General features: G+C 68.8%; 15 protein-coding genes. 10 read left to right on the forward strand and 5 right to left on the reverse strand.

Features of this window, described 5'->3' with window-relative positions; all coding sequences use genetic code 11:
* Positions 1-3: 3 nt before the first annotated feature.
* The 4 genes from LOZ83_RS11520 (at position 4) to LOZ83_RS11535 (ending at position 4,044) form a co-directional block, all read left to right on the forward strand.
* Positions 4-1,365 carry a carboxypeptidase regulatory-like domain-containing protein gene (locus LOZ83_RS11520; protein ID WP_236790443.1) on the forward strand — a complete coding sequence of 454 codons (1,362 nt, stop codon included), beginning with the start codon at positions 4-6 and terminating at the stop codon, positions 1,363-1,365.
* A 61-nt stretch (positions 1,366-1,426) separates the two neighbouring features.
* A complete protein-coding gene (locus LOZ83_RS11525) occupies positions 1,427-1,720 on the forward strand; it encodes a co-chaperone GroES (protein ID WP_236790773.1) in 294 nt (97 codons plus the stop codon).
* Positions 1,721-1,739: 19 nt separating this feature from the next.
* A complete protein-coding gene (locus LOZ83_RS40380) occupies positions 1,740-3,614 on the forward strand; it encodes a VanW family protein (RefSeq protein WP_236790444.1) in 1,875 nt (624 codons plus the stop codon).
* 52 nt (positions 3,615-3,666) lie between these two features.
* Positions 3,667-4,044 carry a hypothetical protein gene (locus LOZ83_RS11535; RefSeq protein WP_236790445.1) on the forward strand — a complete coding sequence of 126 codons (378 nt, stop codon included), beginning with the start codon at positions 3,667-3,669 and terminating at the stop codon, positions 4,042-4,044.
* A 39-nt stretch (positions 4,045-4,083) separates the two neighbouring features.
* Here the strand turns inward: LOZ83_RS11535 and LOZ83_RS11540 are convergent, their stop codons facing one another.
* On the reverse strand, positions 4,084-4,359 hold the full coding sequence (locus LOZ83_RS11540; RefSeq protein ID WP_236790446.1) for a GlsB/YeaQ/YmgE family stress response membrane protein: 276 nt from the start codon (positions 4,357-4,359) through the stop codon (positions 4,084-4,086).
* Between the two features lie 114 nt (positions 4,360-4,473).
* Between LOZ83_RS11540 and LOZ83_RS11545 the strand changes: the two genes are divergently transcribed.
* A complete protein-coding gene (locus LOZ83_RS11545) occupies positions 4,474-4,794 on the forward strand; it encodes a helix-turn-helix transcriptional regulator (RefSeq protein ID WP_236790447.1) in 321 nt (106 codons plus the stop codon).
* On the forward strand, positions 4,784-5,275 hold the full coding sequence (locus LOZ83_RS11550) for an SRPBCC family protein (protein WP_236790448.1): 492 nt from the start codon (positions 4,784-4,786) through the stop codon (positions 5,273-5,275). Before LOZ83_RS11545 ends, LOZ83_RS11550 begins: the two co-directional genes overlap by 11 nt.
* 48 nt (positions 5,276-5,323) lie before the next feature.
* Here LOZ83_RS11550 and LOZ83_RS11555 read toward each other — a convergent pair whose 3' ends face one another.
* The 3 genes from LOZ83_RS11555 to mug form a co-directional block, all read right to left on the reverse strand.
* Entirely contained in the window at positions 5,324-7,165 is a 1,842-nt protein-coding gene (locus LOZ83_RS11555; RefSeq protein WP_236790449.1) for an acyl-CoA dehydrogenase, read from the reverse strand.
* A gap of 133 nt (positions 7,166-7,298) precedes the next feature.
* Positions 7,299-8,090 (reverse strand): response regulator transcription factor, encoded by a 792-nt coding sequence (locus tag LOZ83_RS11560; RefSeq protein ID WP_236790450.1) that lies wholly within the window; start codon positions 8,088-8,090, stop codon positions 7,299-7,301.
* Positions 8,091-8,287: 197 nt separating this feature from the next.
* Positions 8,288-8,842 carry a G/U mismatch-specific DNA glycosylase gene (gene mug, locus LOZ83_RS11565; protein WP_236790451.1) on the reverse strand — a complete coding sequence of 185 codons (555 nt, stop codon included), beginning with the start codon at positions 8,840-8,842 and terminating at the stop codon, positions 8,288-8,290.
* Positions 8,843-8,859: 17 nt separating this feature from the next.
* On the opposite strand from mug, the gene LOZ83_RS11570 reads away from it, so the two are divergent.
* Positions 8,860-9,489 (forward strand): bifunctional 2-polyprenyl-6-hydroxyphenol methylase/3-demethylubiquinol 3-O-methyltransferase UbiG, encoded by a 630-nt coding sequence (locus LOZ83_RS11570; protein WP_236790452.1) that lies wholly within the window; start codon positions 8,860-8,862, stop codon positions 9,487-9,489.
* 190 nt (positions 9,490-9,679) lie between these two features.
* Here the strand turns inward: LOZ83_RS11570 and LOZ83_RS11575 are convergent, their stop codons facing one another.
* Positions 9,680-10,306: a VanZ family protein gene (locus LOZ83_RS11575; RefSeq protein WP_236790453.1), complete on the reverse strand. Its 627-nt coding sequence runs from the start codon at positions 10,304-10,306 to the stop codon at positions 9,680-9,682.
* 182 nt (positions 10,307-10,488) lie between these two features.
* Here LOZ83_RS11575 and LOZ83_RS11580 point away from each other — a divergent pair, with 182 nt between their 5' ends.
* The 3 genes from LOZ83_RS11580 (at position 10,489) to LOZ83_RS11590 (ending at position 13,570) form a co-directional block, all read left to right on the forward strand.
* Positions 10,489-12,189, forward strand: coding sequence for a bifunctional UDP-sugar hydrolase/5'-nucleotidase (locus LOZ83_RS11580; RefSeq protein ID WP_236790454.1), 1,701 nt, complete (start codon positions 10,489-10,491; stop codon positions 12,187-12,189).
* A 50-nt stretch (positions 12,190-12,239) separates the two neighbouring features.
* Positions 12,240-12,587, forward strand: coding sequence for an MmcQ/YjbR family DNA-binding protein (locus LOZ83_RS11585; RefSeq protein ID WP_236790774.1), 348 nt, complete (start codon positions 12,240-12,242; stop codon positions 12,585-12,587).
* 245 nt (positions 12,588-12,832) lie between these two features.
* The gene (locus tag LOZ83_RS11590) at positions 12,833-13,570 is read left to right on the forward strand and encodes a GGDEF domain-containing protein (RefSeq protein ID WP_236790455.1); all 738 of its coding nucleotides are present in this window, start codon (positions 12,833-12,835) and stop codon (positions 13,568-13,570) included.
* Positions 13,571-13,785: the final 215 nt, after the last annotated feature.

The raw sequence follows: 13,785 nt of genomic DNA on the forward strand, positions 1-13,785 counted from the left end.
CTCATGGCGGAACAGGTGGATCCCGAACCGAAGCAGTCCCTCATCCGCACCCTCGCCGAACACCTCTGGTTCCCCGTCTTCTTCTTCGTCGGGTTCCTGCTCTGCTATCTGCTCGCCTTCCACCAGCCGACCCCGCATCACGTCAGGGTCGCTGTCGCCGATCCGGTGGCCGCCGCGCGGATCGACGCCGCACTCGGCAAGGCCAGCCCCGGCGCGTTCGACATCGTGCCCGCGGCGGACGCCGACGCCGCCCGGCAGGCGGTGCTCGACCGCGACGCCACCGCGGCCTTTTCCGCGGACCCGGCGCATCCGACGCTGTTCGTCGCGAAGGCCGACGGCTACATGCTCGAGTCGATCCTGAACCAGACGTTCACGCCGATCGTCGCGCAGACCGGCGGCACGCTCGCGACGGTCGACCTCGCGCCGACCGCGAGCGGCGACGCGCTGGGCACCGGGCTGTTCTACCTGGTGCTGGTGTGGAACGTCCCGAGCTACATCGTGGTCATGATGCTGCTGCGCGCGGTGACTATGAGCCGCCGCGCCAAGGTGTGCACCCTCGTCGGCTGGGCCGCGTTCCTGAGCGTGGGCGGCTTTCTCGGCGGGCTCGCGCTGCACGTCATCCCGGCCGATCCCCGCGTCATCCCGCTGGCCTTCCTGCTCAGCCTCGGCGTCTCGCTGACGTCGTTCGGGCTGGTGCCGTTCGCGAAGCAGTTCTTCCCCGGGGTCGCGATGGGCCTGTTCGTACTGCTGTCCGTGCCGTCGAGCGGTGGCGCGATCCCGGTGCAGCTGGTGCCCGGTTTCTTCCGCGCGCTGCACCCGTTCCTGCCGATGGGCAATCTGCTGGAGGCCGCCCGCGGCGTCTTCTACTTCCACGGCGTCGGCATCCTCCGGCCGATCCTCGTGCTGTGCGCCTGGGTGCTGCTCGGCACCGCGCTGATCGCCGGCCACGCCCTGTGGCAGAAACGCCACCCCGCCACCGAGGACGAGGTCGTCGCCGAGCCGCCGGTGGAGGATCCCGCGATCGAGATGCCCCGGCCGACCGCGCTGCCCGCCCACGCGCACCACTTCGGCACGCTCGTGCCGATGGTCTCCGGCGAGGTCCGGACCGGCGACGGCCAACCGGTGCGCGGCGCGGTCGTCACCGTCACCGACGGGCGCGGTGGGCAACTGGTGCGCACTATCGCGGACGACGACGGTTGCTACGCGGTGGCCGGTCTGCCCGAGCAGTTCGTGGACCTCGTGGTCTCCGCGCCCGGACGGCAGTCCGCGGTGCGCCGGATCCTGCTGCGCGAGGGAAGCACCCGGCGCGAGAACTTCGAGCTGAGCGATCGGCGGGAGGCCCTGACGGCCGGCCTGAGTGCGTAGCATTGGCCACGTGTCGGATGGCAAGACGCTGCCGGGCCCGGGCCTGAAGCTGGAAATTCAGATGTTGCACGACCGGGTGCTGGTCCGGTTGTCCGCCGAGGAGGGGGAACGCCGCAGCAGCGGCGGGATCGTGATTCCCGCGACGGCGCAGGTGGCGCGCCGTCTCGCTTGGGGCGATGTACTCGGCGTAGGCAGTAATGTGCGCAACGTGAAGATCGCCGACCGCGTTCTGTTCAACCCGGACGACCAGCTGGAGGTCGAGGTCCAGGGCGAGGCGCTCCTGGTCATGCGCGAGCGTGACATCCACGCCGTCGCGACGGAACGCACGGAGCACGGCACGGGGTTGTACTTGTAGCTCGCCGGGGAGGGGTGAGGTGCGCGAGGACCACTACTGGCCGGACTGGGACTCTGACAACCGGAATGACCAGCGGACCGAGCAGGTCATCGGTCCGCGGGCCGCACCCGAGTTCCTGACCGAGGAACCGCTCGACGCGCACGAGGACGCGCTGGTCGAGGAACTGCTCGACGGCGACCGGATCGCCCGGGGCCGGCCGAACGCCGGAAAGCGCTTTCTCGGCAAGGTACTCATGGTCACCGGCGGCGTGCTCGCCCTCGGCGTGGTGCTCTACACGGTGGACCTCATCCTCAGCGCCGGTGAGGTGCCGCGCGGCACCGTCGTCGCCGGGGTCGACGTCGGCGGGCTGAAACGCGCCGACGCCGAGTCGAAGCTCCGGCGCCAGCTCGAACCGCGGCTGACCGAACCGGTCCCGATCACCGCCGGCGATGTCCACGCGAGCCTCGACCCGGTGCGTTCGGGGCTGGGTCTGGACTGGCCGTCGACGCTCGCGCAGGCCGGGCACCAGTCCCTCGACCCGATCGCCCGGGTCCGCTCGTTCTTCACCAAGCACCAGGTCGATGTGGTGACCAAAGTGGACCCGGACGTGCTGAGCCAGGCGGTCGGCAGGCTCGCGACCGATCAGCTCGACCATCCGCCGACCGAAGGCGGTATCGGTTTCCGGCCGGGCACCGGGAACGGCGGGGTGACCGCGTACGCGATCGAACCCCGGAACGGCCAGACGATGCACGACGTGCCGAAGGCCGCGGGCCTGGTCCGCGCACTCTGGCTCGGCAAGAGCGAGGTGGAGCTGCCGGTCGACGTGACCCCGGTGAAGGCCACGTCCGCCGGCGTGCACGCGGCGCTCGACAACGTCGTGCAGCCCGCGGTGTCCGGACCGGTGGTCGTGCACGGCGACGGTGCGGACGGGGTCCTCACGCCGGTCACCATTTCCGGCGCGATGAAGTTCAACCCGCGCGACGACGGGACGCTCGAGGTCGGCGTCGATGCGGCGAAGCTGCAGGACAACCTGCGACCGCAACTGGCGGGCACGGAGAAACCCGGCAAGGACGCGCAGCTCGTGTTCGCCGGTGGCGCGCCGACGGTGCAGCCCTCGCAGGACGCGCGGCAGGTCGACTGGGCGAACACCCTGCGGCCGCTGATGAGCGTGATCGTCAAGCCGGACAACCGCGTTTTGCCGGTGCAGTACCACGACCAGCCGCCGCAGCTGACCACCGACGACCTGAATGCCTTGGGAATCAAGGAAGTCGTCGGTGAGTTCAGCACGAACGGCCTGTCCGGCGCCGCGGCCGCGAACGTCCAGGCGATGGCGGCCAAGGTGACCGGGACCGTGCTCAAACCGGGCGAGATGTTCAGCCTCCAGGGGCGGACCGGCCCGTACAGCTCCGGTTTCGTGCCCGCGCCGGCGAACGAGGACGGCACCGGCCCGGTCGTGACCGGCGGCGGGGTCTCGCAGTTCGCGACGACGCTGTACAACGCCGAGTACTTCGCGGGCCTGTCCGACGGCGGGCACACCGAGCACTCCTACTACCTCGACCGCTACCCGTTGGCCCGCGACGCGATCGCGATCCGGGACGACGGCTCACCGGTCGACCTGCGGTTCACCGACGACCTCACGAGCGGGATCGCCATCGAGGCCTACACCTCCGGCTCGTCGGTGACGGTTCGCATCTGGGGCACCAAGCAGTACCGCGTAGAGAGCGGCACCGGCCCGCGCACGGACCTGGTCGCGCCGCCACTGCAACTGAGCCCGCCGGGATGCCAGTTCTCGCCCGGTTCGGCGGGGTTCAGCACCAGCGACACCCGGGTGCTCTACGACCAGATCTCCGGCGCCGAAGTCCGCCGCACCACCCGCGCCGTCACCTACGCCCCGCGACCGATCGTGTTCTGCTAACCCCGATACTCTCCGTTGCCAGTTGTCACTCTGTGCTGTGGAGGTAGTTGTCGTGAGGAAATGGTCGTCCGCCAAGGTGCTCGTGGTGTGTGCGGGGGTCGCGGGCGCGATGCTGACGTGGGCGCCGGCGGCGAGTGCGGCGGATCCGGAACCGGCGCTGGTGCATGCCTTGCCGGGCAACGACTGCAGGCTCAACGTGCGCGCCGGCACCGACGCCGGTACCGCCCTGCTGGCGACCCTGACCTGCGTGAACTACACGACCTGCGCGTCGGCGTCGGAAACGCCGTGCGGGCCGTACGTGACGGGTGGGATCTACAGCTGCGTCGGCGCGGACGGCAAGCAGATCACCGACACCCGGTGGGCCGAGGTGGCCTGGCGCACCCCGCAGAAGTCGTACGTGGCGGTCGGCTGCGCGGCCTTCCGGCCGTGAGGAGGGGCGGGGGAAGGCCACGCGGCCTTCCCCCGGTACCTACCTCTTGATGCCTCGCCGGCCGAACGCGCCGCTGGCCAGCCCGACGCCGATCGCGGCCAGGCCCACCTGGGTGATGAGTTCGAGCCAGTCGAACCCGCGGGTGTCCGCGTAGCCGAGCCCCCGGGCGATCGCCGTCCCGATGAACGCGGCCACGATGCCGATCAGCATCGTCAGCCAGATCGGGATGCCCTGCTTACCAGGCACGACCAGGCGCCCGAGCGCGCCGATGATGAGACCAACGATGATCGCCGAGATGATTCCGCTGATGGTCATCGAAACTCCTTATATCTCGTCGGCGTCTTCGGATTACCGTCTTCGCCCGCCGCGCAAACCATTCGACGAAATATCCGTTGACGCTTATATACGCTGTCTGTGATACTTCGAGACGTGGATGTGTTCGAAGCCGTGGCGGAACCACACCGCCGGGAGCTGCTGGACCTGCTCGCCGAGGGTGAGCGCTCGGCCGGCGAACTGGTGGCGAGCCTGCCCGCGCTCACCCAGCCCGCCGTCTCCCGGCACCTGCGCATCCTGCGGGAGGTCGGCCTGGTCGAGGTGAAGCCGGAAGGGCAGCGACGCATCTACGCGCTGCGGGCCGACGGCCTGCTGGAGATCGACGCGTGGATCGGCCGCTATCGCCGCTACTGGCCGCGGCATCTGAACGCACTCGAAAAACACTTGTCCCGGAAGGACTTTCCCGATGAGCGATGACCTCGGCACGCTGAGCTTCGACGGCGAGTACGCCGTCATGACGTTCCACCGGCGCCTGCCGCACCCGATCGAACAGGTCTGGGCGGCGATCACGGATCCGGCCGAGCGCAAGGCGTGGTTCGGCGAGACCACGATCGACGGCGGGACGATCGAGATGCTCCCCGACGAACCGCCCGCGCCGCCGGACGCGAAGCGGTTGACCGGCAAGATCCTGGTCTGGCAACCGCCGCACGTGTTCGAGCACGAGTGGAAGCAGCGGATCGTCGAGGACAGCGTGGTCCGCTACGAGCTGGCCGAAGACGGTGACGGCACCCTGCTCACCTTCACCCATCGTGGCCTGTCGGAGCGCAACGCCAAGGGCTTCATGCCCGGCACGCACGCCTTCTTCGACCGGCTCGCCGCGCATCTCGGCGCGCGGCCGTTGCCGGTGTGGTCGGACCGGTACGCCGAACTGGCTCCCGCCTACCCGTCCTGGTCCTGAAACCACGAGGGGCCCCGTCGCGCGCGACGGGGCCCCGCGGGCTTGGCGTCAGAACGCGGGTTCGGGGACCACCAAGAGGTCGTTGTCGGCGCCTTCGACGATCGCGCGCCGCGCGGTCAGCTCGGGCAGCACCTGCTTGGCGAAGAACGACGCCACGGCGATCTTTCCTTGGTAGAACGGCACGTCCTTGGCCGAAGCACTGTCCACCTTGGACAGTGCGATCTCGGCCTGCTGCAGCAGCCGCCAGCCGATCAGCAGGTCGCCGGCCGCGAGCAGCAGGCGCACGGTGTGCTGGCCGACCTTGTAGAGGTTCTTCGGGTCCTCCTGCGAGGCGGTCAGGTAGCCGATCAGCGCGCCGAGCATGCCCTGCACGTCATCGAGCGCCTGCTTGAGCAGCCGCCGCTCGTTCTTGAGCCGGGCGTCGGACTCGGTGTCCTCGGCGAACTTCGTGATCTCGTTCGCCAGGTAGCCGAGCGCCTGGCCCTTGTCGCGGACGATCTTCCGGAAGAAGAAGTCCTGCGACTGGATGGCCGTGGTGCCCTCGTACAGCGAGTCGATCTTCGCGTCGCGGATGTACTGCTCGATCGGGTAGTCCTGCAGGAAGCCGGAGCCGCCGAGGGTCTGCAGCGACTGCACGAGCTGCTCGGTGGCGCGCTCGGAGCCGACCCCCTTGACGATCGGCAGCAGCAGGTCGTTGATCCGCTCGGCCAGCTTCAGCGAAGCCTCGTCCCCGTCCTGGGTCCAGACCTGGTCCTGGAACGACGCCGTGTACAGGTATACCGCGCGCAGTCCCTCGGCGTAGGCCTTCTGCAGCATCAGCGAGCGGCGCACGTCGGGGTGGTGGGTGATGGTGACCCGCGGCGCGGCCTTGTCCAGCATCTGCGTCAGGTCCGCGCCCTGCACCCGCTCCTTGGCGTAGTCGAGCGCGTTGAGGTAGCCGGTGGACAACGTCGCGATCGCCTTGGTGCCGACCATCATCCGGGCGTACTCGATGACCTGGAACATCTGCGCGATGCCGTCGTGCACGTCGCCGAGCAGCCAGCCCCTGGCCGGGGTGCCGTGCTGGCCGAAGGTCAGCTCCGTCGTGGTGGAGACCTTCAGCCCCATCTTGTGCTCGACATTGGTGACGAAGGCGCCGTTGCGCTCGCCGAGCTCACCGGTGTTGGTGTCGAACAGGAACTTCGGCACCAGGAACAGCGAAAGCCCCTTCGTGCCGGGCCGCGATTCGATGCCGGGACCCTCCGGGCGGGCCAGCACCAGATGCATGATGTTCTCGGTCATGTCCTGGTCGCCCGAGGTGATGAAGCGCTTCACGCCGTCGAGATGCCAGGAGCCGTCCTCCTGCAGGATCGCCTTGGTGCGCCCGGCGCCGACGTCGGAACCCGCGTCCGGCTCGGTCAGCACCATGGTGGCGCCCCACGCGTGGTCGATCATGATCCGCGCCCAGCGCTTCTGCTCTTCGGTGCCGTTGCGGTCCACGATCATCGCGAAGTTCGGCCCGGCCAGGTACATGAACAGCGCCGGGTTCGCACCGAGGATCAGCTCGGAGGCGGCCCACTGCACGGTCGGCGGCAGGCCGAGCCCGCCGAGGTCGTTGGGCAGGCCCAGCCGCCACCACTCGCCGTCCCAGAGCTGCTGGTAGCTCTTCTTGAACGACTCGGGCAGCGTCGCGGAGAACGTCTTCGGGTCGTAGACCGGCGGATTCCGGTCGGCGTCGGCGAAGGACTCCGCCAGGGGGCCGGTGGCGAGGTTGTTCAGCTCGGCCAGCGCGCCGCGCGCGGTCTCCTCGTCGGAGTCCGCCAGTACGCCCTTGCCGAGGCGGTTCTGGACGCCGAGCACCTCGAAGAGGTTGAACTCCAGGTCCCGGACGTTGCTCTTGTAGTGGCCCATGTCGTCGCTCCGTTGGTATCGAGTCTTCCGGCTGGGCGCATCCTGGTCCCCTTACTGGCCGGTAACATCAGGATATTACCTGTGGGTAACCGCAGCAAGTGAATCCATCCTGTTGTGATCCGGCGATCACTGTTCAGTGTGCTCGGTATTCGGCGAGACCTGGCGGTGGAAACGGGGCCTGACCGGCCGCACCTCGTTCCGGGGAGTCCTCGGGCTGCGCGATCAGGATGCCGCCGCGGAACGCGATCGTGACGGCATGCGTGCGGTCGCGGGCGGAGAGCTTGCGCAGGATGCTCTTCACGTGCGTGCGCACGGTTTCGACGGACAGGTAGAGGATCTTCGCGATGGCCGCGTTCTCGAGGCCCTCGGCCACGAGCTGCAGCACCTGGAACTCCCGGCGGGACAACGGCATCCGCGGCCGGCGGGACGTGACGACGGGATCGCCGGGGCGCAGGCCCTGACGCTGCTGGGTGGTCAGCGGCGCCAGCGCCGGGTCGATGTAGCGCCGGTCGAGGTGCACCCGGCGGATCGCCTCGACGAGCCGGCGCGCTTCCGCGGTGCGGGGCAGCGCGCCGTGCGCGCCCGCGACGGTCGCGGTCTGCAGGTAGGTCGCGGTCCGGTGGCTCTCCCGGACGAGCACGATGACCAGCAGCGCGGGATCACCGCCGGTCAGCAGTTTGGTCAGATGCCCGTTCGGGTCGAGGCCGGAGTCGAGCAGGATGACGTCGGGATGCACCTGTTCGGCCAGCTGCAGGGCGGCGTGCGGATTTCCGGCGTGCCCGGCCCAGTGCAGGCCGGGCGTGTGCTGGACGATCGCGGAAAGTCCTTCGCGCAGGAACGGGACCGGGTCGACGGCCGCGATGCCAAGGCTGCGTGCCGGTGGAGAGCCTTGCGGCGCCCGGGCCGGCTCGTTACTGCGCGTCATCAGAACAACTCCGTCTCGCACGAGTCAGCACCGGGACGCCGGGCCCGGACCGAGCCGCCCCCCGACGGTCCTTCCGGGTGCCTCCGTCGCCGCGAACCGATCCCCCCTGCTGGGACCGGTCTGGCCTGACACTTCGTCCATTGTGGGAGTCGGTAGGCCGGGGGGTGTGACGCGGGTTCACCCTCCCGGGTTCGGCGCTACTCTGAGTAGAATTTTTGTCGCACTGAGGCGAACTCCTGTGCGAGTGTCACGGGGGTCCAGTGGGCGTTCAGACCGCTCGGATTGGGCAGAACCCAAACGGCTGTTTCACTGATCGAATCGAGTTGGGGGCCGATGGCGGCCTTCGGATGGCCGAACGCGGTCCGGTACGCGGTGATCCCCACGACGGCGAGGCAGCGCGGGCGGTAGCGCTCGATTTCTTCGGCGAGCCGCACGGCACCGTCGCGCAGTTCGGTGCCGGTCAGCTCGTCGGCGCGGGCGGTCGCCCGGGCGACGAGGTTCGTGATGCCGAGGCCGTACTCCAGCAGCTGGTCCTGTTCGCCCGGATCGAGGCGGCGCGGAGTGAAACCGGACGCGTGGAGCGCGGGCCAGAACCGGTTGCCGGGCCGGGCGAAGTGGTGTCCGGTGGCGCCGGAATAGAGGCCGGGATTGATCCCGCAGAACAACACCCGCAGCCCGGGCGCGATGACATCGGGAATCGTCGTCCCGTGCGCGGCCGCGAGCTGCGCCTTGGTCGGGCGGAAGGAAGTCATCCTGGCATTCTGGCGACGTGACTACCGCGGACGGTTGCTCGGTCGAGGTCTACACGCTGCTCCCGACGGCCGGCGAGGCGCAAATCGTGCACGACGCCATCCCCGCCGGCGCGGAAGTGCTCGATCTCGGCTGCGGCACCGGCCGGGTCGCGCACGAGCTGATGGCGCTCGGCCATCCGGTCACCGCCGTCGACGACTCTCCCGAGATGCTCGCGCACGTGCGGGCGCACAAGGTGTGTTCGCGCATCGAGGACCTGCGGCTCGACCGCCGGTTCGAGGCGGTTCTCCTGGCGAGCCACCTCGTCAGCGCGCCCGACAGCGCGCCCGTTCTCGCCGCTGTCGCGCGGCATCTGGCGCCGGGCGGCCGCGCGATCATCGAATGGTATCCGCCCGAGTGGTTCGACACCGTCGAGGACGGTGGCGGCCGGCTGGGTGAGGTCGAGATCAGCCTGTCCGGGATCACCCGCGACGCCGACCTGCTCAGCGCGACCGTCCGATACGCCGCGCGGGGCGCCGCCTGGGAGCAGCACTTCACCGCGCGGCGCTTGGACCAGCCAGGACTCGACGCTCTCCTCGCCGGGGCCGGACTCGTCTTCGGCCGCTTTCTGTCACCGGATCACACCTGGTTCTCCGCCGGGTCGGACTGAAGGTGGCAAAACGCTCACCAGAGGCGTACTCTGTGTGATCTGCCACACAAGGACGACGCCAAGGGAGGCGAGCGTGGAAATCGCGATCGTCCTCGGCCTGGTGGTGCTGTTCTTCACGGCCGCTGTGGTGACAGTGACCGTCGAAGACCGCCGGGCCGCGCGCCGCAAGGCCGCGCAACGTGCCGCACGTCTAGCGCGCCTCGGTGAGGTGGACCCGCTCGCTCCGGCCAGACTCCGCACGGACCGCTGAACGCAGCGCGAGGTACAGCGCCCCGGCGATCCAGCCGAGCACGGCGCCGCTGGTGTTGGTGATCAGGTCGTCCACGTCGAAGATGCGGTACTGGAACGGCGCCGTCCCCCAGTTCGCGGTCAGCTGGGTCACCTCGATCGCCAGCGAGCAGGCGAAACCCAGGAGCATCGTGCCGATGAGCCCGCGCCGCCACAGGACGCGCGCGATGATGCCGAACGGGACGAACAGCACCACGTTCAAGGCCATCTGTTCGAACGGCGTCGTCGTCACCAGGTCGAGCAGGCCCGGCCCGGCCGCGTGCGTGCGCACATCGTGGATCCACTGGAACGGCACCAGCTGGATGCCCTGTGCCACCGCCCGCGTGCCCGGGCCGGGCAGCGGCAGGAAGACCACCGCCAGCGCGAGGCACGCGTAGCACAGGATCGCGGCGGTCCGTGCCACTCGCCAGGGGACGATCCGGCCGAACCGCGCCCGCTGCACGATGAGCTGCGGGACGAGCACCGTCGCCCAGATCGCGAGGAACCCGGCGAGACCCGTCGCCAAGGCTGTGACCTGCGGTGATTTCATGATTCGACCGTATGGTCCGGACCCCTGCCGGCAGATCGGTCGACCAGCCGGACCCGGCCGCCCGGCATCGGCCGGATGGCCGATCAACCCGGCGTTCACGAGATTTTCCCACGATCGGCCCTGGTCATCGTGCACGCGCCGCAGGCAGGATCCAGAGGCGTTATGCGCCTTCTGGAGGAAATATGTCGTTTTCACCTCGTGTGCTGCGACGCACGGTAGCGATCACCGCCGCCGTGCTTGCCGCTGTCGTGGCCAGTGCCACGCCGGCATCCGCGCAGCGACCCGCCCCGACCACGGACGTCCGGCTGATCACCCTCAACGACTTCCACGGCAACCTCGAACCGCCCGCTGGCTCGTCCGGCCGCGTCACGTTGTCGGACGGCAAGACGGTGGACGCGGGTGGAGCGGCGTACCTCGCGACGCACGTCAAGCAGCTCGAATCGCAGGTGCGCAACTCGCTGGTGTTCTCGGCCGGCGACAACATCGGCGCCTCCCCGCTGACTTCGGCGCTGTTCCACGACGAGCCGACGATCGACTTCCTCAACGAGATCGGCGTGCGGGCCTCCGTCGTCGGCAACCACGAACTCGACGAGGGATACCGGGAACTGCAGCGGATGCAGTTCGGCGGCTGCCACCCGACCGACGGCTGCCAGTTCGAGAAACCCTTCAAGGGAGCCAAGTTCCCGATCCTCGGCAGCAACGTCTCCTTCGACAACGGCCTGCCCGCGCTGCTCCCGTTCACCGTCGAGTACTCGGGTGGCGTGCCGATCGGCGTCATCGGCGCGACGCTGAAGGACCTGCCGACCGTCGTCACCCCGACCGCGATCGAGGGCCTGAAGTTCGGCGACGAGGTCGAGGCGATCAACCGGACCTCGGGCTGGCTCGACCGGCTCGGCATCAAGTCGCAGGTCGTGCTGCTGCACCAGGGCGACAACACCGGCGCGGGCGGCCCCGACGACTGCAACGTCGCCCCCGGCCCGGCGACCGCGATCGCCAAGAGCGTTTCGGCCAGTGTCGACGCGATCTTCACCGGGCACAGCCACCAGCAGTACAACTGCGTGATCAACGACCCGGCCGGCAACCCGCGCACCGTCATCCAGGGGGCGTCGTTCGGACGGCTGCTTTCCGTGGTCGACCTGAAGATCGACAAGAAGACCCGCGACGTGGTGCGCTCGGCGACGGTCGCGCACAACGAGATCGTCACCCGCGACGTCACGCCCGACCCGGCGGTGCAGAAGCTGGTCGACGAGGCCAAGACCAAGTCGGCACCGATCGCGAACAAGCAGGTCGGCACCATCACCGCGGACCTCAGGGCGGCCGGCGCGCCCTCCGGCGAATCGACGATGGGCGACGTGATCGCCGACGCGCAGCTCGAAGGCACGGCGGCGAACAACCCGCAGATCGCGATCACCAACCCGGGCGGCATCCGCGCCGACCTGAACTACGCGTCCTCGCCGAACGGTGAGGGCGACGGCGTGGTGACCTACGGCGAGGCGTTCACCGTGCAGCCGTTCTCGAACATCATGCAGACCATCACGCTGACCGGCGCGAACCTGAAGAACGTGCTGGAACAGCAGTGGACCCCGACCTCCACGAAGATCCTGCAGATCTCTTCCACGCTGCACTACACGTACTCGGCCTCGGCGCCGATCGGTTCGCGCGTCTCGGACATCACCGTCGGCGGCGCGCCCGTCGATCCGAACGGCAGCTACCGCGTGTCGGTGAACAACTTCCTCGCCGCGGGCGGGGACGGGTTCACCGAGTTCACGAAGGGCACCGACCTCGCGGGCGGGCCGGTCGACCTCGACGCGCTGGTCGCGTACCTCGGCGCGCACCCGGGCATCGCCCCGCCGCCGGCGGACCGCATCACGATGGTGCCGTAGTTCCCATTTCTCCAAGGAGAATCGGCATGCGGCCCGGCACAATGGGCCGCATGCCGACCTGGGAAGAAGTGGTGGCGATCGCGAGCGAGCTGCCGGGTGTCGAGGTGTCGACCTCCTACCGCACCCCGGCGCTCAAGGTCGCGGGCAAGGGTTTCGCCCGGCTGCGCACCGAGGCCGAGGGCGGCCTGATGGTGCTCTGCGACCCCGCCGAGAAGGAAGCCTTGCTCGCGTCAGGGGATCCGGCCTTCTTCACCACGCCGCATTACGACGGCTATCCGTCGATCCTCATCCATCTCGACCGGGTGGACCGGGCGCAGCTGACCGAGCTGATTACCGAATCCTGGCGTCGTAAGGCGCCGGTGAAGTTACGCACCGCATTCGATTCCGAAACCCATTAATTCTTCCCCGGGGTACTCGTCAGCTTTTCACGCGGAATGAACACCTCTGGTGATCTTCCTTTTGCGGCAACGATTTTGCCTGCTGCGGGCGGTGATCGCGTCGTTCGCCTAGCCGTGGCGACCCGCCCTCGTCCGTCGCAATGACGAACACGCAGAGCCACCTGTCGTCGTCCGGTTGAGCTATATTCATGTTTGCTCGTACCCGCCACTCAAGCCACGCCTCTATATAGACGACAAAGAACTGCGTGACGGAGGTGGATTCGGTGGCGCCGAAGCAGGTCGCGCCCGACGAGGCAAGCCTGCACGAGTCGATCGCCGGTGCGCTCGCGTCACAAGGTGACTGGCGTCGCGCGTACGAGCATTTGCGGGTCGCGCTCGATCTCCAGCGCGCCCAGCCGTCGATCCCCGCGCAGTTGCGCCACGAGGTCGACCGGCTGCGCCGCGAGCGGGCCGAGGCGCGCGAGGAGAGCCTGCGGGACGCGCTCACCGCTGTGTACAACCGCCGTTATCTCGACCGGCGGCTGGACGATCTGCTCTCGGACGCCCGCAAGCCGCTCGCCGTCGCGCTGGTCGACATCGACCTGTTCAAGAACGTGAACGACACGTTCGGTCACATCGTCGGCGATCAGGTGCTGCGCCGGGTCGCCACGCTGCTGGGCGAAGGCCTGCCGTCCCACGCGTTCTGCGCGCGCTACGGTGGCGAGGAGTTCATGCTCGTGCTGCCGGCTGTCGAACCGTCCGCCGCGGTCCGGGTGGCGGAGCTGGCCAGAGCCAGGGTCGCCGAACATCCCTGGTCGGCCATGCGCGACGGGCTGGCGGTGACGATCAGCGTGGGCCTGGCGTACGAGAACGGGGACGCCGCCGCGAACCGGCGGCAGGTCCTCGAAGCGGACGACCTGCTGTACGCGGCGAAGCACGCCGGGCGGAACCGGGTCGCTTATCGGGACCGGGCAGGTACTCGGGTCATTGAGTACTGTCCGTAGTTTTCCGAGGTATTCAGCTCTGTGCCGAGTTGATCGGTTCACCCGGTTTGCCGCAGGCGACGGGAAGTTCTCGCACGCTCGGTGAAAAAACTCGCGGCAGGGTGTCGTCAAGAACGGCGAGTATCCGTACGATAACGATGCTCGCCGTCGGGGCGATCATGCTTGCGAGCTGTATTTCGCCTACTGGAGAGACTGAAAGGAGACCGGGTGCCGGA

This window comes from Amycolatopsis sp. GM8 (genome assembly GCF_021653975.1).
Taxonomy (GTDB): Bacteria; Actinomycetota; Actinomycetes; order Mycobacteriales; family Pseudonocardiaceae; genus Amycolatopsis_E.